Annotated in this window: 19 protein-coding genes; 7 read left to right on the top strand and 12 right to left on the bottom strand. The window is 56.4% G+C overall.

The window, feature by feature from the left end; translation table 11 throughout:
- Positions 1–19: 19 nt before the first annotated feature.
- The gene (gene flhA / locus AC4OVS_RS04900) at positions 20–2,092 is read left to right on the top strand and encodes a formate hydrogenlyase transcriptional activator FlhA (protein WP_491922218.1); all 2,073 of its coding nucleotides are present in this window, start codon (positions 20–22) and stop codon (positions 2,090–2,092) included.
- Between the two features lie 130 nt (positions 2,093–2,222).
- Here flhA and AC4OVS_RS04895 read toward each other — a convergent pair whose 3' ends face one another.
- The gene (locus tag AC4OVS_RS04895) at positions 2,223–2,567 is read right to left on the bottom strand and encodes a nitrous oxide-stimulated promoter family protein (RefSeq protein WP_022649174.1); all 345 of its coding nucleotides are present in this window, start codon (positions 2,565–2,567) and stop codon (positions 2,223–2,225) included.
- 165 nt (positions 2,568–2,732) lie between these two features.
- Here AC4OVS_RS04895 and AC4OVS_RS04890 point away from each other — a divergent pair, with 165 nt between their 5' ends.
- Both AC4OVS_RS04890 and mutS read left to right on the top strand, forming a co-directional pair.
- A complete protein-coding gene (locus AC4OVS_RS04890; protein WP_022649175.1) occupies positions 2,733–2,963 on the top strand; it encodes a SymE family type I addiction module toxin in 231 nt (76 codons plus the stop codon).
- A 113-nt stretch (positions 2,964–3,076) separates the two neighbouring features.
- Positions 3,077–5,638: a DNA mismatch repair protein MutS gene (gene mutS / locus AC4OVS_RS04885; protein ID WP_022649176.1), complete on the top strand. Its 2,562-nt coding sequence runs from the start codon at positions 3,077–3,079 to the stop codon at positions 5,636–5,638.
- Positions 5,639–5,779: 141 nt separating this feature from the next.
- Here mutS and AC4OVS_RS04880 read toward each other — a convergent pair whose 3' ends face one another.
- The 3 genes from AC4OVS_RS04880 to AC4OVS_RS04870 are packed head-to-tail and all read right to left on the bottom strand — an operon-like array spanning position 5,780 to position 8,031.
- A complete protein-coding gene (locus tag AC4OVS_RS04880; protein WP_038416597.1) occupies positions 5,780–6,001 on the bottom strand; it encodes a non-oxidative hydroxyarylic acid decarboxylases subunit D in 222 nt (73 codons plus the stop codon).
- A 10-nt stretch (positions 6,002–6,011) separates the two neighbouring features.
- A complete protein-coding gene (locus AC4OVS_RS04875; protein ID WP_022649178.1) occupies positions 6,012–7,439 on the bottom strand; it encodes a non-oxidative hydroxyarylic acid decarboxylases subunit C in 1,428 nt (475 codons plus the stop codon).
- Positions 7,429–8,031 (bottom strand): non-oxidative hydroxyarylic acid decarboxylases subunit B, encoded by a 603-nt coding sequence (locus AC4OVS_RS04870; RefSeq protein WP_003862111.1) that lies wholly within the window; start codon positions 8,029–8,031, stop codon positions 7,429–7,431. The genes AC4OVS_RS04875 and AC4OVS_RS04870 overlap by 11 nt, the downstream gene beginning before the upstream one ends.
- Before the next feature lie 172 nt (positions 8,032–8,203).
- On the opposite strand from AC4OVS_RS04870, the gene AC4OVS_RS04865 reads away from it, so the two are divergent.
- Complete coding sequence (locus AC4OVS_RS04865; protein WP_022651767.1) at positions 8,204–8,611, top strand: MarR family winged helix-turn-helix transcriptional regulator; 408 nt, start codon at positions 8,204–8,206, stop codon at positions 8,609–8,611.
- On the opposite strand, the gene AC4OVS_RS04860 is transcribed toward AC4OVS_RS04865, so the two are convergent.
- Positions 8,608–9,495 (bottom strand): LysR family transcriptional regulator, encoded by an 888-nt coding sequence (locus tag AC4OVS_RS04860; RefSeq protein WP_023298477.1) that lies wholly within the window; start codon positions 9,493–9,495, stop codon positions 8,608–8,610. The two genes, AC4OVS_RS04865 and AC4OVS_RS04860, sit on opposite strands and share 4 nt — an antisense overlap.
- Positions 9,496–9,604: 109 nt before the next feature.
- On the opposite strand from AC4OVS_RS04860, the gene AC4OVS_RS04855 reads away from it, so the two are divergent.
- Together AC4OVS_RS04855 and AC4OVS_RS04850 are read left to right on the top strand one after the other, a co-directional pair.
- Positions 9,605–10,807, top strand: coding sequence for an MFS transporter (locus AC4OVS_RS04855; protein ID WP_491922217.1), 1,203 nt, complete (start codon positions 9,605–9,607; stop codon positions 10,805–10,807).
- Entirely contained in the window at positions 10,804–11,181 is a 378-nt protein-coding gene (locus AC4OVS_RS04850) for a DUF4440 domain-containing protein (protein WP_023306830.1), read from the top strand. The genes AC4OVS_RS04855 and AC4OVS_RS04850 overlap by 4 nt, the downstream gene beginning before the upstream one ends.
- Positions 11,182–11,231: 50 nt before the next feature.
- Here AC4OVS_RS04850 and rpoS read toward each other — a convergent pair whose 3' ends face one another.
- Together rpoS and nlpD are read right to left on the bottom strand one after the other, a co-directional pair.
- Entirely contained in the window at positions 11,232–12,224 is a 993-nt protein-coding gene (gene rpoS / locus AC4OVS_RS04845) for an RNA polymerase sigma factor RpoS (protein WP_022649182.1), read from the bottom strand.
- Between the two features lie 60 nt (positions 12,225–12,284).
- Positions 12,285–13,358 carry a murein hydrolase activator NlpD gene (gene nlpD, locus AC4OVS_RS04840; protein ID WP_306307778.1) on the bottom strand — a complete coding sequence of 358 codons (1,074 nt, stop codon included), beginning with the start codon at positions 13,356–13,358 and terminating at the stop codon, positions 12,285–12,287.
- On the opposite strand from nlpD, the gene AC4OVS_RS04835 reads away from it, so the two are divergent.
- A complete protein-coding gene (locus AC4OVS_RS04835; protein WP_306173474.1) occupies positions 13,300–13,431 on the top strand; it encodes a peptidase in 132 nt (43 codons plus the stop codon). The two genes, nlpD and AC4OVS_RS04835, sit on opposite strands and share 59 nt — an antisense overlap.
- A 94-nt stretch (positions 13,432–13,525) precedes the next feature.
- Here the strand turns inward: AC4OVS_RS04835 and AC4OVS_RS04830 are convergent, their stop codons facing one another.
- From AC4OVS_RS04830 to ispD, 5 genes are read right to left on the bottom strand one after another with little or no spacing between them, the layout of a single operon-like run.
- Positions 13,526–14,152, bottom strand: coding sequence for a protein-L-isoaspartate(D-aspartate) O-methyltransferase (locus tag AC4OVS_RS04830; RefSeq protein ID WP_022649184.1), 627 nt, complete (start codon positions 14,150–14,152; stop codon positions 13,526–13,528).
- Positions 14,146–14,907, bottom strand: coding sequence for a 5'/3'-nucleotidase SurE (gene surE / locus AC4OVS_RS04825; RefSeq protein ID WP_017382816.1), 762 nt, complete (start codon positions 14,905–14,907; stop codon positions 14,146–14,148). Before surE ends, AC4OVS_RS04830 begins: the two co-directional genes overlap by 7 nt.
- The gene (gene truD / locus AC4OVS_RS04820; RefSeq protein WP_023298481.1) at positions 14,888–15,937 is read right to left on the bottom strand and encodes a tRNA pseudouridine(13) synthase TruD; all 1,050 of its coding nucleotides are present in this window, start codon (positions 15,935–15,937) and stop codon (positions 14,888–14,890) included. Before truD ends, surE begins: the two co-directional genes overlap by 20 nt.
- Positions 15,934–16,413 carry a 2-C-methyl-D-erythritol 2,4-cyclodiphosphate synthase gene (ispF, locus tag AC4OVS_RS04815; protein ID WP_003862097.1) on the bottom strand — a complete coding sequence of 160 codons (480 nt, stop codon included), beginning with the start codon at positions 16,411–16,413 and terminating at the stop codon, positions 15,934–15,936. The genes truD and ispF overlap by 4 nt, the downstream gene beginning before the upstream one ends.
- Positions 16,413–17,123, bottom strand: a complete 711-nt coding sequence (ispD, locus tag AC4OVS_RS04810) for a 2-C-methyl-D-erythritol 4-phosphate cytidylyltransferase (RefSeq protein ID WP_000741569.1) — start codon at positions 17,121–17,123, stop codon at positions 16,413–16,415. The genes ispF and ispD overlap by 1 nt, the downstream gene beginning before the upstream one ends.
- Positions 17,124–17,132 lie beyond the last annotated feature (9 nt).

The following is a 17,132-nucleotide window of genomic DNA, read 5'->3' as shown; positions in this document are numbered from 1 at the left end:
TTTCTATTGGAAAGCAATAATGCCGTATACACCGATGAGCGATCTTGGACAGCAGGGCCTGTTTGACATCACGCGCACACTTTTACAACAGCCCGACCTCGGCGCGCTGAGCGATACCCTGACGCGGCTGGTCAGGCAATCAGCGCTGGCGGACAGCGCCGCCATTGTGCTCTGGCATAGCGCAACCCACCGCGCGAGCTATTTCTCAACGCGTGATAACGGCAAAATCTTCGAATATGAAGATGAAACGTTTCTGGCCCACGGTCCGGTGCGACGTATTCTCTCCCGCCCGGAAGCGCTGCACTGCAATTTTGACCAGTTTCGCCAGGCCTGGCCGAAGCTGGCAGAGAGCAACCTTTACCACCCGTTCGGCCACTACAGCATGCTGCCGCTGGCGGTGGAAGGGCAAATTTTTGGCGGCTGCGAGTTTATCCGTAATAACGACCAGCCCTGGACCGAGGCTGAGTACGAGCGGTTGCATACCTTCACGCAGATTGTGGCCGTCGTGGCAGAGCAGATCCAAAGCCGCGTCACCAATAACGTGGATTACGACCTGTTGAGCCGCGAGCGCGATAATTTCCGCATACTGGTCGCCATCACCAATGCCGTGCTGTCGCGTCTCGATATGGACGAACTGGTGAGCGAAGTCGCCAAAGAGATCCATCACTATTTCAGGATCGATGCTATCAGCATTGCGCTGCGCGGCAACCGTAAGGGCAAGCTGAACATCTACTCCACCCACTACCTCGACGAAGCTAACCCGGCGCACGAGCAAAGCGAAGTGGACGAAGCGGGAACCCTGTCTGAACGGGTATTTAAAAGCAAAGAGATCCTGCTGTTAAACCTCAGCGAGCAGGATCCGGTAGCGCCCTACGAGCGGATGCTGTTTAACACCTGGGGCAACAAGATCCAGACCCTGTGCCTGCTGCCGCTGATGTCCGGCAACACCATGCTCGGCGTGCTTAAACTGGCGCAGTGCGATGAAGCCGTATTTACCACCGCCAACCTGAAGCTGCTGCGCCAGATCGCCGAACGTATCTCCATTGCGCTGGATAACGCCCTCGCCTATCAGGAGATCCACCGTCTGAAAGAACGGCTGGTGGACGAAAACCTGGCGCTGACCGAGCAGCTCAACAATGTGGACAGCGAGTTTGGCGAAATCATCGGACGCAGCGATGCCATGTACAACATCCTCAAGCAGGTGGAGATGGTGGCGCAGAGCGACAGCACGGTGCTGATCCTCGGTGAAACCGGCACAGGGAAAGAGCTGATTGCCCGGGCGATCCACAACCTGAGCAACCGCAACAGCCGCCGGATGGTGAAGATGAACTGCGCGGCGATGCCTGCGGGCTTACTGGAAAGCGACCTGTTCGGCCACGAGCGCGGCGCGTTTACCGGCGCCAGCAGCCAGCGGCTGGGCCGTTTTGAACTGGCGGATAAAAGCTCATTGTTCCTCGACGAAGTGGGCGATATGCCGCTGGAGCTTCAGCCTAAGCTGCTGCGCGTTTTGCAGGAGCAGGAGTTCGAGCGCCTCGGTAGCAACAAGCTGATCCAGACCGACGTGCGTCTGATTGCCGCCACCAACCGCGATCTGAAAAAAATGGTCGCCGACCGCGAGTTTCGCAGCGATCTTTACTATCGTCTGAACGTCTTCCCGATCTGCCTGCCGCCGCTGCGCGAACGCCCGGAAGATATTCCGCTGCTGGTGAAAGCCTTTACCGCGAAGATTGCCCGCCGGATGGGGCGAAATATCGACAGTATTCCTGCCGAAACGCTACGCACCCTTTCGGCGATGGAGTGGCCGGGGAACGTGCGCGAGCTGGAAAACGTCATTGAGCGCGCGGTCCTGCTGACGCGCGGGAACGTGCTCCAGCTCTCCCTGCCAGAGGTTACTCTCTCTGAAACGACCGTGGCCGCAAGCGAGCTTGCGAAAGAGGGAGAAGATGAATATCAGCTCATTATGCGAGTGCTGAAGGAGACCAACGGCGTGGTAGCCGGACCGAAAGGTGCGGCGCAACGGCTGGGGCTGAAGCGTACCACCCTGCTCTCGCGTATGAAGCGTCTGGGAATCGATAAAGAGAGCCTGAAATAACCAGTCATTCCGTCAGCGGGTACATATCGCTCCCGCGCTGGCGCAGGGATATTTGGTGCTCTTTTTATGTCTGCCTGCGCCGCGCCGTAGCCCTGAGCGTGATTTGTCGTCCACTGCGGCGCTGAGACGATTATTTTTTAGGCCGATACTTTTCCGGTAATTCCGGAACCGGACGACGATCGTCGATCAGATGTCGGATGGTCAGAATCGGATGACGCCATAACATACGTGGCCCTGCCCAGCGCATTACCTGCTTCATCTCTTCCCGTCGGGCGGGCTGATAACAGTGCACCGGGCACTGTTTGCAGGCAGGTTTTTCCTCACCAAACACGCATTTATCCAGCCGCTTATCGGCATAAGCCTTAAGCGCCGAATAGTGCCCCTCTTCTTTTATGGCGTGCGGACACCTGTTTTCGTACAGGGCGATCATTCTGGCGATCGTCTTTTTTTCTCGTGAAATACGTTTACCGGACATAACGTCGTCCTCAACAATAAAGTGTATTTATAATACCTTTTTATCCGCACATTTTCAGTTATTGCATTCCGTTTTCTGAAGCGTCCTTCCAGAATTACCCCTCCCCTCGCTGCGTTTTACTGGTATTTTATACAGGTGTAAATAACCGCATTCACCGGAGAGCTTATGCAACAGATCGCGATCGCCAAACCCTATCGGCACTTAAAAGTGGGTTACTTCAGAAAACGTCATGAAGACCGTAAAACGAAAATTCCAAAACGCTACAGCGTACACGCAGCGCTGAGCCTGAAAGGCGACTGGCTTGAACAAGCGGGATTTACCACCAACTCGCAGGTTCGGGTGGGCGTCGAGCACGGAAAAATCATCATTGAATTAATAGCGGAAGATGCCTCGTAAAGTCGTGACTTTTTTCTGCGCCGCACCTTTTTTTCATGCGACAATAGAAGGAACAATCGGCCATTGAGCCGCTCAAAGCGTAATATTTTCAAAGAAATGGATATCATAACTCCATGAGCACAATCGACAATTTCGACGCGCATACGCCGATGATGCAGCAGTACCTGAAGCTGAAGGCACAGCATCCGGAAATTCTGCTGTTTTACCGTATGGGCGATTTTTACGAGCTTTTTTATGACGATGCGAAACGTGCGTCTCAGCTGCTCGACATTTCTCTGACGAAACGTGGCGCGTCGGCAGGCGAACCCATCCCGATGGCGGGTATCCCGCATCACGCGGTTGAAAACTATCTGGCGAAGCTGGTGAACCAGGGCGAATCTGTCGCTATCTGCGAACAAATTGGCGACCCGGCCACGTCGAAAGGCCCCGTTGAGCGCAAGGTCGTACGCATCGTGACGCCGGGAACCATCAGCGATGAAGCCCTGCTTCAGGAGCGCCAGGATAACCTGCTGGCGGCGATCTGGCAGGACGGTAAAGGGTTTGGCTATGCCACGCTGGATATCAGCTCCGGTCGTTTTCGCCTGAGTGAACCGGCTGACCGTGAAACCATGGCGGCTGAACTACAGCGTACTAATCCGGCAGAACTGCTTTATGCAGAAGATTTCGCCGAGATGGCGCTGATTGAAGGTCGCCGCGGCCTGCGTCGTCGTCCACTGTGGGAGTTCGAAATTGATACCGCGCGCCAGCAGTTGAACCTGCAATTTGGCACGCGCGATTTGATTGGCTTTGGTGTGGAAAATGCCCCGCGCGGGCTATGTGCCGCAGGCTGCCTGTTGCAGTACGTGAAGGATACGCAGCGTACCGCCCTGCCCCATATCCGTTCAATTACCATGGAGCGTCAGCAGGACAGCATCATCATGGATGCCGCCACGCGCCGCAACCTGGAGATCACGCAGAACCTCGCTGGCGGCATGGAAAATACGCTGGCGTCGGTTCTTGACAGCACGGTTACCCCCATGGGCAGCCGTATGCTCAAACGCTGGCTGCATATGCCGATCCGCAACACCGAAACGCTGATTGGCCGTCAGCAAACCATTGCCGCATTGCAGGATCGTTACACCGAATTGCAGCCGGTGCTGCGTCAGGTGGGTGATCTTGAGCGTATCCTGGCGCGCCTGGCATTGCGTACCGCGCGTCCACGCGATCTCGCCCGTATGCGTCACGCTTTCCAGCAGTTGCCGGAACTGCGCGCTCAGCTGGGAGAGATCGACAGCGCGCCAGTGCAAAAGCTGCGCGAAACCATGGGCGAATTTACCGAGCTTCGCGAACTGCTGGAACGCGCCATCATTGATGCGCCGCCTGTTCTGGTGCGGGATGGCGGGGTTATTGCTCCGGGTTATAACGAAGAGCTGGACGAATGGCGTGCGCTGGCCGATGGCGCGACGGATTATCTGGATAAGCTGGAAATCCGCGAGCGTGAACGTCTGGGGCTCGACACCCTGAAAGTCGGCTACAACGCCGTACACGGTTACTATATCCAGATCAGTCGTGGGCAGAGCCACCTGGCACCGATTCACTACGTTCGCCGCCAGACGCTGAAAAATGCCGAGCGCTACATTATTCCCGAGCTGAAAGAGTACGAAGACAAAGTGCTCACGTCGAAAGGTAAAGCGCTGGCGCTGGAGAAACAGCTGTATGACGAGCTGTTCGACATCCTGATGCCGCATCTGGCTGACCTTCAAATGAGCGCCGCTGCGCTGGCCGAGCTGGATGTCCTGGTAAACCTGGCCGAGCGCGCCGAAACGCTGAACTACACCTGTCCTACCTTTACTGACAAACCCGGTATTCGCATTACCGAAGGTCGCCATCCGGTGGTTGAGCAGGTGCTGAACGAGCCGTTTATTGCCAACCCGTTGAACCTGTCACCGCAGCGAAGAATGCTGATCATTACCGGCCCCAATATGGGCGGTAAAAGTACCTATATGCGCCAGACAGCCCTTATCGCGCTGCTCGCCTACATCGGCAGCTACGTTCCGGCGCAGAAGGTTGAGATTGGCCCTGTCGACCGTATCTTCACCCGTGTGGGTGCGGCGGACGATCTGGCGAGCGGTCGCTCTACCTTTATGGTCGAGATGACCGAAACCGCCAACATTCTGCATAACGCGACAGAGAACAGTCTGGTGTTGATGGACGAAGTAGGACGCGGTACCTCCACCTATGACGGCCTGTCCCTGGCCTGGGCGTGCGCGGAAAGTCTGGCGAATAAAATCAAGGCGCTGACGCTGTTCGCGACGCACTATTTCGAACTGACACAGCTGCCAGAGAAAATGGAAGGCGTGGCTAACGTCCACCTTGATGCGCTTGAGCACGGCGACACCATCGCCTTTATGCACACGGTGCAGGACGGCGCGGCAAGCAAGAGCTATGGCCTGGCCGTCGCCGCGCTGGCGGGTGTGCCGAAAGAGGTGATTAAGCGCGCGCGTCAGAAATTGCGTGAGCTGGAAAGTTTGTCACCGAATGCGGCAGCTACGCAGATAGATGGTACGCAGATGTCACTGCTGGCGGTGCCGGAAGAGACCTCTCCGGCTGTGGAAGCGCTGGAAAATCTCGATCCGGATTCGCTGACGCCGCGTCAGGCGCTGGAGTGGATTTATCGGTTGAAGAGTCTGGTTTAGTTCTCTGCGGTCTTTTTTGCCGGGTGGCGGCTTCGCCTTACCCGGCCTACAAAACCCGTAGGCTCGGTAAGCGTAGCGCCACCGGGCAAAAGACCGCACAATATTAACGCCCGGTAAGCACAGCCGCCTCCGGGCTTTTTATTACAGCAGCGGCGGGATCGTCGGCACCTGCGGTGCCTCATCAATATCCTTCTGCGTCATGCGGAACGCTTCCGGGTAATGCTCACGGCTGGTACGGCGCAGCGGTTCGGTATCGCGCCAGGTATACAGACAGTGCTGACACTGGTATACCGTCCAGACACCTTTCACCGGTGATGTTGCCATCACTTCAATTTGTTCATCGGCACAACGTGGACAAATCATTTTTTCCTCCTTATTGACGTGCCGCCAGCATCGCGGTCAGTTTTTCGGCCCAGGCTTTGGTTTCAGGGAGATCCTGTACCGGCTGGCTGTAATGACCACGGTTGTCCGGGGCAACAGGGGTGGTGGCATCAATGATCAGCTTGTCAGTGATCCCCGCCGGGCTGGAGCCGGGGTCAAGCTCCAGCACAGACATATTCGGTAGCTGCACCAGATCGCCTGCCGGATTGACCTTCGATGACAGCGCCCACATCACCTGCGGCAGGTTAAACGGATCGACGTCCTCATCCACCATAATCACCATTTTCACGTAACCCAGACCGTGTGGCGTGGTCATGGCGCGGAGCCCGACCGCACGGGCAAAACCGCCGTATCGTTTTTTGGTGGAGATAATCGCCAGCAGGCCGTGGGTGTACATGGCGTTTACCGCCTGCACTTCCGGGAATTCCGCCTTCAGCTGCTGATAGAGCGGCACGCAGGTAGCGGGCCCCATCAGATAATCAATCTCGGTCCACGGCATCCCCAGGTAGAGAGATTCGAAAATGGGTTTTGTGCGGTAAGAGACTTTATCAATGCGCACGACCGTCATGTTGCGCCCGCCGGAGTAGTGTCCGGTAAACTCACCGAATGGCCCTTCAATTTCACGTTTTCGGCCTTCAATCACCCCTTCGAGGATCACTTCCGACCCCCACGGCACATCGAAACCGGTCAGCGGAGCCGTCGCAATCGGATACGGGCTTTCGCGTAGCGCACCGGCCATCTCATACTCGGATTGATCGTATTTCAGCGGCGTGGCACCCATCAGGGTGATGATCGGATCGTTACCCAGCGTAATGGCAATAGGCAGGTCTTCGCCGCGCTCTTCTGCCTTATGCAGATGCAGCGCGATATCATGCATCGGCACCGGTTGCAGGCCGAGCTTACGCTTGCCCTTCACTTCCATACGGTAAATCCCGACGTTCTGCTTGCCGAAGTGTTCGGGGTCGAGCGGATCGCGGGAGACAACGCACGCTTTATCGAGATAAAAGCCCCCGTCACCGTCGTTCAGGCGGAACAGCGGCAGAATGTCGAACAGGTTGATGTCTTCCCCGTCCACCGTGTTCTGCGCCCAGGCCGGATTTGCACGACGCTCTGGCGAGACGGGGAATTTGTCCCAGCGACGAATAAACTCGTCGATCTGTTTTTTCACCGGGGTATTTGCTGGCAGCCCCATCGAAATAGCGTGGTTTTGCCACGAGCCGATAGTGTTCATCACCACACGGGCATCGGTGAAGCCGCGAATATTATCGAACCACAGCGCAGGCGCACCATCGCCAATGCGTCCGGTAGCGTTGGCGGCGGCCGCTAAATCCGGCTCAGCGTTTACCTCTTCCTCAATTTTCAGCAGCTGCCCTTGCTCATCGAGCGCCTGCAAGAAGCTTCTCAAATCATCAAATGCCATCTTTATTCTCCTGTGAAAAATGTTTCGCTGCCTGCAAACCTTCCCAGCGTCGGGCTTTTTTATGCTCCAGACCAAACTGGTCGAGAACGCGGGTCACGATATGCTGGGTTATGTCATCGGCGGTTTGCGGGTGGTTGTAGTACGCAGGCATAGGTGGCACCATCGCCACGCCCATGCGGGAAAGGGCAAGCATGTTCTCAAGATGGATGGTGCTGAGCGGCGTCTCACGCGGAACCAGCACCAGCTTGCGTCCCTCTTTCAGCACCACGTCTGCCGCACGCCCTACCAGCCCTTCGGCGTAGCCCGCGCGGATACCCGCCAGCGTTTTCATGCTGCACGGAATGACGATCATGCCGTCGGTGCGAAACGAGCCGGAGGAGATGGTGGCAGCCTGATCGGCCGGGCTATGGACGACATCCGCCAGTGCAGCAACGTCATGCGCAGTGAAGGGCGTTTCCAGCTCAATCGTGGTTTTTGCCCACTTCGACATCACCAGATGCGTTTCCACCTCCGGCATTTCCCGCAGCGCCTGCAACAACGCCACGCCTAATGGCGCACCCGTCGCGCCTGTCATTCCCACAATCAATCTCATTCAGCACCTCAATTAGTTTGTTCGTATACGAACATATTAACTAAACTACGCCTCGATCCTGCTGCTGACAAGATCGTTCGCATACGATCACACTATTCGCTAAAAACTCTCGCGTTAAAATTCAGCCCGAGAGCGGCTATCATAGAGGGAGTATTTTTCCGTCGGAGTGTCCATGGAGTTAAGACAAGAAGCTTTTCACCTGCTACGTCAGCTTTTTCAACAGCATACCGCCCAGTGGCAACACGCATTGCCCGAACTGACCAAACCACAATATGCGGTGATGCGGTCAATTGCTGAAAATCCTGGCATTGAGCAGGTTGCCCTGACTGAAGTCGCGGTGAGCACCAAAGCGACGCTGGCAGAAATGCTGAGCCGCATGGAAGCACGCGGCCTGGTCAGGCGCGAGCACGATCCGGCAGACAAGCGCCGTCGGTTTGTCTTTCTGACGGCCGAAGGTGAGGCCCTGCTTGAGAGCAGTAAACCGATTGGAAATGAGGTGGATGAGGCGTTTTTAGGGCGCCTTAACGGCGCGGAACGAGAGCAATTTTCAGCGCTCATTAAAAAGATGATGCAGGGTTAAGTAACCCTGACGCGCATAAAATCAATAAATGTTCGCACTTTCGCGGGCACATGCCGGGCATCGGGATAAACAGCATAGATGCCCTGCTGAGCAAACGTGTACTCCGGTAACAGCGAGACCAGCTTCCCTGCATCCAGTGCGTTACGCACCAGCCACTCCGGCAACAGCGCCACGCCACATCCCGCGAGGGCAAAAGCCATCAACGCCTGGGCACTGTCTGCATACAGGCGCGGCGCTTTTCTGATCTCAAAGGAAACAGGATGCCGATCAACGCCTCTCACCTGCCAGCGCAGCGGCGACGTTAAACGCTCGTGAATGATCCAGTCCGCTTCCGCCAGCTGCTCCAGCGAGTCAACCGGATGGTTTGCCAGCCAGCATGGCGTCGCCACGGGCAGGATGGTGAAGGAGGTCATCAACGCGGCGTGGTAGCGCGAATCTGCAAGCGTGCCGAGCCGGATAGCGACATCGAAGCGCTCGGCGATAAGATCGGCATGCAAAGAGGACGAGACATGCCGCACGCGGAGATCAGGGTGCAGCTGGCTAAACTCAGCCAGCAAAGGCACCACCACCTGCGAGCCATACTCGGGCGTGGTGGTGATCCGCAGTTCTCCCGTCAGCCCGGCGTGGTTGGCGCGAACATCATCCTGCAATCGCTCTGCATCCCGTAACAGCATCACGCTTCGTTGATGAAAGAGCTTCCCCGCTTCGGTCAGCGTCAGGCGTCGGGTGGTTCGCAGCAACAGGGTGACGCCCAGCTCCTCTTCAAGCTGACGAATATGAAAGCTGACCACCGCTTTTGTCAGCCCCATCGCCTCCGCCGCGGCGGTGAAACTGCCGGTGTCCGCTACGGCGATAAACATCGCCGTACGCTGTAAATTAAGCATCGCTTGCCTGGTTAACTGTCAAAATAATGTTGACAGTATATCGTCCTTTGTCGCGTTTATCCGTAAAGCGCGGGCCGATACGATACGCCACCTCACCGGAGGAATTTCCATGACGTATCGCAGCAAAATCGCCGTCGTCTTTCTGCTCGGCTTTTTCCTTGATTTGATAAACATGTTTATTGCCAGCGTCGCCTTTCCGGCGATGGCTCACGCATTCAATACCACACCTTCCGCGCTTGCCTGGGTAAGTAACGGATACATTGCCGGGCTGACGTTAGTCATCCCATTCAGCAGTATTCTGACGCGCCGCGTCGGGCCGAAGCGCGTTATTCTGCTCTCACTGCTTCTCTTTAGCGCGGCCTCCGTTGCGGCGGGTCTCTCATCTTCGCTGGAAAGTTTGATTGCCTGGCGCGTTGTGCAGGGCGCCGGAGGGGGTTTACTGATCCCGGTTGGTCAGGCGCTGACCTGGCAACAGTTTAAGCCTCATGAGCGGGCCAGACTCACCTCGGCGGTGATGCTGGTCGCGCTGCTTGCCCCCGCCTGCTCACCGGTTGTGGGCGGCATGCTGGTTCAGACATTCACCTGGCGCTGGATATTTTTTGCCACCCTGCCCGTCGCCATTGTCACCTTTGTTTTGGCCTGCGCGTGGCTTAAAACAGAACCGTCACCGATAAACACCACCAGAATAGTAAACCTGTCTTTGCTGACGGATCCGCTGTTGCGCTTATCCATGCTTATCTATGTGTGCGTACCCGGCATCTTTATTGGCGTGAACGTAACGGGCATGTATTACCTTCAGAGCGAGGCCAATATGACGCCCACCGCAACGGGCATGCTTATGCTGCCGTGGTCTGTGGCATCGTTTTTGGCTATCACCGCGACAGGACGCTATTTCAACCGTATCGGCCCGCGGCCGCTGGTGGTCATCGGTTGCCTTTTGCAGGCGACGGGCATTCTGCTTTTAATTAACGTCGGCCCGGCTATGCTGTTACCTGCCTTTGCGTTTGCGTTAATGGGTGCGGGGGGAAGCCTTTGCAGCAGTACGGCTCAGAGCAGCGCGTTTTTGACAATGCGGCGGGAAGATATGCCTGATGCCAGTGCGCTATGGAATCTGAATCGTCAGTTGAGCTTTTTTGCGGGTACCCTGCTGCTGGCGCAGGCGCTGAGCTTCATGCAAGCTTATTTTACGCCGCTGGCCGCCTGGCACGGGATGTTTATTTTTGCCGCAGTTATCACTCTGCTGCCCGTACTGTACGTCTACCGTCTTAATAACACGCAGTTACTTGCGCAACTGCAACAGGAGCACCCATGACTCATTTCGAACAAGAGATCCTCGACATCCACGTCGCCCTTGAAAACTGGTTAGGTGCAGGCGAAGGCGAACAGGACGCCCTGCTCGCCCGTTTCCGTCCGGATTTTCTGATGGTTCCACCGAGTGGCGCCCATTTAGATCATCACGCTCTGGCCAAATTTTTATATGCGCAGCGGGGAACCCGACCCGGGCTCAGGATCGGTATTGATGCGTTAACAACGCTTCAGACATGGGACAACGGCGCGGTGCTCCATTACCGGGAGACGCAAACCCGGCCAGGCCAGCCCGTCAACGTGCGCTGGTCAACCGCGGTGCTTAATCAGGAAGGGGATAACATCACCTGGCGTTTGCTGCACGAAACGGCGCAATCGTAAGGCATAAAAAAGGCCCGTCTCACGACGGGCCTTTTCTGACGAATGGTTGCTTACTCGCGGAACAGCGCTTCGATATTCAGACCTTGCCCTTGCAGGATTTCACGCAGGCGGCGTAGCCCTTCAACCTGAATCTGACGAACACGTTCACGGGTCAGGCCAATCTCACGGCCGACATCTTCCAGTGTCGCAGCTTCATACCCCAGTAAACCGAAACGACGTGCCAGCACTTCACGCTGTTTGGCGTTCAGTTCGAACAGCCATTTGACGATGCTCTGTTTCATGTCATCGTCCTGCGTGGTGTCTTCCGGGCCGTTGTCTTTTTCATCGGCCAGGATGTCCAGCAGCGCTTTTTCGGAGTCACCACCCAGCGGGGTGTCAACCGAGGTAATGCGCTCGTTGAGACGCAGCATACGGCTTACGTCATCAACCGGTTTGTCGAGTTGCTCTGCAATCTCTTCCGCACTTGGCTCGTGGTCCAGTTTATGGGACAACTCGCGCGCGGTACGCAGATAAACATTCAACTCTTTGACGATGTGGATCGGCAGTCGAATCGTACGGGTCTGGTTCATAATAGCCCGTTCGATGGTCTGACGAATCCACCAGGTCGCGTAGGTTGAGAAACGGAACCCGCGTTCCGGGTCAAACTTCTCAACTGCGCGGATGAGACCTAAGTTGCCCTCTTCAATCAGATCCAGCAGAGCCAGACCACGATTGCCGTAACGGCGAGCAATTTTCACGACCAGTCGCAGGTTACTTTCGATCATGCGACGACGCGAGGCAACATCACCACGCAAAGCACGACGTGCGAAATAGACTTCTTCTTCGGCCGTTAGCAGTGGGGAGTAACCAATCTCCCCAAGGTAAAGCTGAGTCGCGTCCAGCACACGCTGTGTGGCACCCTGCGATAACAGCTCTTCTTCAGCCAAATCGTTATCACTGGGTTCCTCTTCTACTAAGGCTTTTTCGTCAAAAGCCTCTGATCCGTTCTCATCAAATTCCGCGTCTTCATTTAAATCATGAACTTTCAGCGTATTCTGACTCATAAAGGTGGCTCCTACCCGTGATCCCTGGACGAGACACCCTGGCTGGCATGCCCCGTCAATTTATCGCTGCGGTAAATATTGCAGCGGGTTTACGGATTTCCCCTTGTAACGAATTTCAAAATGCAAGCGTGTAGAACTGGTTCCGGTGCTACCCATGGTAGCGATTTTTTGCCCCGCCTTAACTTCTTGTTGTTCCCGGACCAGCATAGTGTCGTTATGGGCGTAGGCACTCAGGTAATCATCGTTATGTTTGATGATAATAAGATTACCGTAACCGCGCAGTGCGTTACCGGCATAGACAACGCGTCCGTCTGCGGTCGCGATGATTGCCTGTCCTTTACTGCCTGCGATATCGATCCCTTTGTTGCCCCCCTCAGAGGTAGCGAAGTTCTCGATAATCTTGCCGTCAGTTGGCCAGCGCCAGGTGGTGATTGACGAGCTGGCATTCTGACTGCTTGCAGTCGGTACAGTAGAGCTAACCACAGGTGCCGTAGTCGGTGCTGTGACAACAGTCGCAGTACCTTTATTATTCGGCAACATTTTGTTAGCACTCTGATCACCTGAATCCTCAGAATACGTAATTACAGGTTGTGAAGCAACCACCGTGGTGGTTTTTTGTGCAGGAGTAACGCTGTTATTTTGCGCAGTTACGTCGGCCGCTGAAACGGTGTTGCCTGGCGTAAGCGGTGTCCCCGTCGCGTTGCCAACCTGAAGCGTTTGCCCGACTTCCAGAGCATACGGGGCCTGGACGTTGTTTCGCTGTGCCAGATCGCGGAAATCGTTCCCGGTGATCCAGGCAATATAGAACAGCGTATCGCCGCGCTTCACGGTATAGGTGCTGCCGCCGGTATAGCTACCTTTCGGAATGTTCCCATACTTACGGTTATACACTATGCGGCCATTTTCAGTCTGAACAGGCTGTTCCACTGCCTGAATCTGCGTAGGCTGCGTAACTGGACGCTGAACCGGCTGGATCTGCGGAGTTTGCTGCGCCGTTGAGGTGCCCATTTTAGGCGGAGGGGTGATCAACATTCCGCTGGACGTGTTACCCGAGCCGCTGGTTCCATTAACGGAACTGACGGGCGCAGGCGCGTTATTTGAACTTGTACAGCCTGCCAGCCAGAGCGAAACCAGTGATAATGCCGCAACACGGCTGATGGTGAATTTTGGGCTTCCCGCGCTCATTTATCCCCCAGGAATGTGTTAACTACCAGTGACTTAAAAATAACCGTGATGGCACGAATCTATCGCGCCACACCATACGCTGAATTTGCCTTAATAACCCTGGAAAAATCCGAGTCTCAGGCCAGTTCGCCCTTAACCAGGGGCACAAAGCGCACGGCTTCCACGGTATCGATAATAAACTCGCCGCCGCGTCGACGAACGCGCTTCAAAAGCTGCTGCTCATCGCCGACGGGCAATACAAGAATGCCACCCTCGTCCAGCTGCGAAAGAAGCGCAGTGGGGATTTCAGGTGGCGCTGCCGTGACAATGATGGCGTCAAACGGGGCGCGAGCCTGCCAACCCTGCCATCCATCGCCGTGGCGTGTCGATACATTATGTAAATCAAGCTGTTTCAGGCGACGGCGCGCCTGCCACTGCAACCCTTTAATCCGTTCCACCGAACAGACATGGTGCACAAGGTGAGCCAGGATCGCGGTTTGATACCCTGAACCGGTGCCAATTTCCAGCACCCGGGACTCTGGCGTTAGCTCCAGAAGCTCCGTCATACGCGCCACCATGTAGGGCTGCGAAATCGTCTGGCCTTGCCCAATGGGCAGCGCCACGTTTTCCCACGCTTTGTGTTCAAACGCCTCATCTACAAACTTCTCACGGGGAACCTGGGCAAGCGCGTTCAGCACCTGCTCGTTGGCGATCCCCTGTGCGCGTAATTGTTCCAGAAGAGTTTGTACACGTTTACTTACCATTGCGCGTTCACTCCGACCCGATCTAACCAGTCCGACACCACATCATGCGCGCTATAAGCGGTTAAATCTACGTGCAACGGCGTAACGGAAACGTAACCCTCATCCACCGCAGCGAAGTCGGTGTCTGGCCCGGCATCGCATTTATCTCCCGGCGGGCCGATCCAGTACAGGGTATTGCCGCGCGGATCCTGCTGGGGAATAACCTGATCGGCAGGATGGCGACTGCCACAGCGCGTCACGCGGATCCCTTTGATCTCGTCCAGCGGGAGGTCCGGCACGTTAATATTGAGGATACGTCCGGTACGCAGCGGCTCGCGGCCAAGCGCACGGAGAATGGAGCAGGTCACCGCAGCGGCTGTGTCATAGTGGGTGTGACCGTTTAACGAGACCGCCAGCGCCGGAAACCCCAGGTGACGCCCTTCCATCGCCGCAGCCACGGTGCCGGAGTAAATCACATCATCGCCAAGATTTGGCCCGGCATTGATGCCGGAGACCACAACGTCCGGCCGCGGGCGCATCAGCGCGTTCACGCCCAGAAACACGCAGTCGGTCGGCGTCCCCATCTGGACGGCAATATCGCCATTCTCAAAGGTAAAGGTGCGAAGTGAAGACTCCAGCGTCAATGAGTTAGACGCGCCACTGCGGTTACGATCGGGAGCCACGACCTGCACATCCGCAAATTCGCGGAGGTGTTTCGCCAGCGTCTGAATACCTGGCGCATGGATCCCGTCATCGTTACTCAGCAATATTCGCATAATCACCCGACGTGTTGATAAGTTCCCTGACAACACTGGTGGCAAAGCTACCTGCCGGCAGCCAGAAGCGTAACTCGACGGTTACGTCATCCCACCAGTTCCAGCTCAGCTGTTGCGGGTAGAGGAGCATCGCACGGCGTGCCGCCTCGACCTTTTCCCGCACCAGCAACGATTGTAATTCTGGCGCATCCGCCACCGCTGACTGCTCAGCGGCCAGCGCCTCGCCCTGGGTTCCCCAGTCGCCTGAACCCGGCAAGGCGGCGGTAATCATCAGCGTTTTAGCGTCCACGCGCGACTGGACATCGGCCATCTCTTCGGCCGTTGCCACAAACCAGCTTCCGCGTCCCGCTAATTGTAGCGCATCGCCGACAACAACTTGATTCGCGTCCGGTTTTTTCAGCCGCTCGCTCACAATCTGATTAAACAACGCACTGCGGGCCGCCGACAACCAAAAACTGCGTTTATTACGATCGCGCACCGGTGCACCGCTTTGCGCCCAGCGCAGCGCGCCCAGCAGGTTGCTACCACCGATACCAAAGCGCTGAGCGCCGAAATAGTTTGGTACGCCGCGTTCGTTAATGGCCTTCAGGCGTTTTTCAACGTCCTCGCGTTCGGTCACTTCGCGCAACACCAGGGTAAAGGCATTGCCTTTCAGTGCGCCCAGACGCAATTTGCGTTTATGGCGGGCGTACTCCAGTACCTTACAGCCCTCAAGCTCAAATTTGCTTAAATCGGGCATGGCATTGCCGGGCACGCGGGCGCAAAGCCACTGTTCGGTCACGGCATGTTTATCTTTTTGACCGGCAAAGCTCACTTCGCGGGCGTGAATATTGAGGAATTTTGCCAGCGCGTCCGCCACGAAGCGGGTGTTGCAGCCGTTTTTCAGAATGCGCACCAGGATGTGCTCGCCTTCGCCGTCCGGCTCAAAACCCAGATCTTCCACTACCACGAAATCTTCAGGGTTGGCTTTCAGCAGACCCTTGCCCTGCGGTTTACCGTGCAGATACGTCAGATTGTCGAAATCCGTCATTTGGCCGCCTTCACCAGCAGCGCCACGGCTTCACAGGCAATGCCTTCGCCACGACCGGTAAAGCCCAGCTTCTCCGTGGTGGTCGCTTTGACGTTGACGTCGTCCATATGGCAACCCAGATCTTCAGCGATAAACACGCGCATCTGAGGGATGTGCGGCAGCATCTTTGGTGCCTGAGCAATGATCGTCACATCAACGTTGCCGAGGGTGTAGCCTTTGGCCTGAATACGACGCCAGGCTTCGCGCAGCAGTTCGCGGCTGTCTGCGCCTTTAAAAGCAGGATCGGTGTCCGGGAACAGTTTGCCAATGTCGCCCAGCGCGGCGGCACCCAGCAGCGCGTCGGTCAGCGCATGCAGCGCCACGTCGCCATCAGAATGCGCCAGCAGACCTTTTTCGTAAGGAATGCGCACGCCGCCAATGATAATTGGGCCAACGCCGCCAAAGGCGTGTACATCAAAACCGTGTCCAATACGCATTATGCCTTCTCCTGAGGGGTCGTACGGGTAAGATAAAATTCCGCGAGCTGTAAGTCTTCCGGGCGCGTCACTTTTATATTATCAGCGCGTCCTTCAACAAGCGTGGGGTGGAAACCGCAATACTCCAGCGCCGAGGCTTCGTCCGTAATGGTCGCACCTTCTTTAAGCGCTCGCGTTAAGCAGTCGTGGAGTAATTCGCGGGGAAAAAATTGTGGCGTCAGCGCGTGCCATAGATCGACGCGCTCGACGGTGTGGGCAATCGCTGGTTTACCCGGTTCGGCACGCTTCATGGTGTCACGCACCGGGGCGGCCAGAATGCCGCCCACTTTACTGGTTTCACTCAGGGCCAGCAGACGCGACAGATCGTCGTGATGCAGACAGGGACGCGCGGCATCGTGCACCAGCACCCACTGCGCGTTCCCGGCAGCCTGAATGCCCGCCAGAACGGAGTCAGCCCGCTCTGCGCCGCCGTCAACGACGGTAATCTGAGGATGATTCGCCAGCGGGAGCTGCGCAAAACGTGCATCGCCGGGGCTGATGGCAATAACAACGCGTTTCACCCGGGCATGCGCCAGCAGCGCCGCCACGGCGTGCTCGAGGATCGTTTTATCGCCAATTGAGAGATACTGCTTAGGACATTCTGTCTGCATACGCCGGCCAAAACCTGCGGCCGGCACCACGGCACAGACGTCCGAAAAAGTTGCTGCCATGTCGTAATC

The sequence above is a fragment of the Enterobacter sp. 4974935 genome (genome assembly GCF_058661735.1).
Note: the sequence above shows the minus strand (reverse complement) of the source record. Positions and strands in the feature narration are given on the sequence as shown.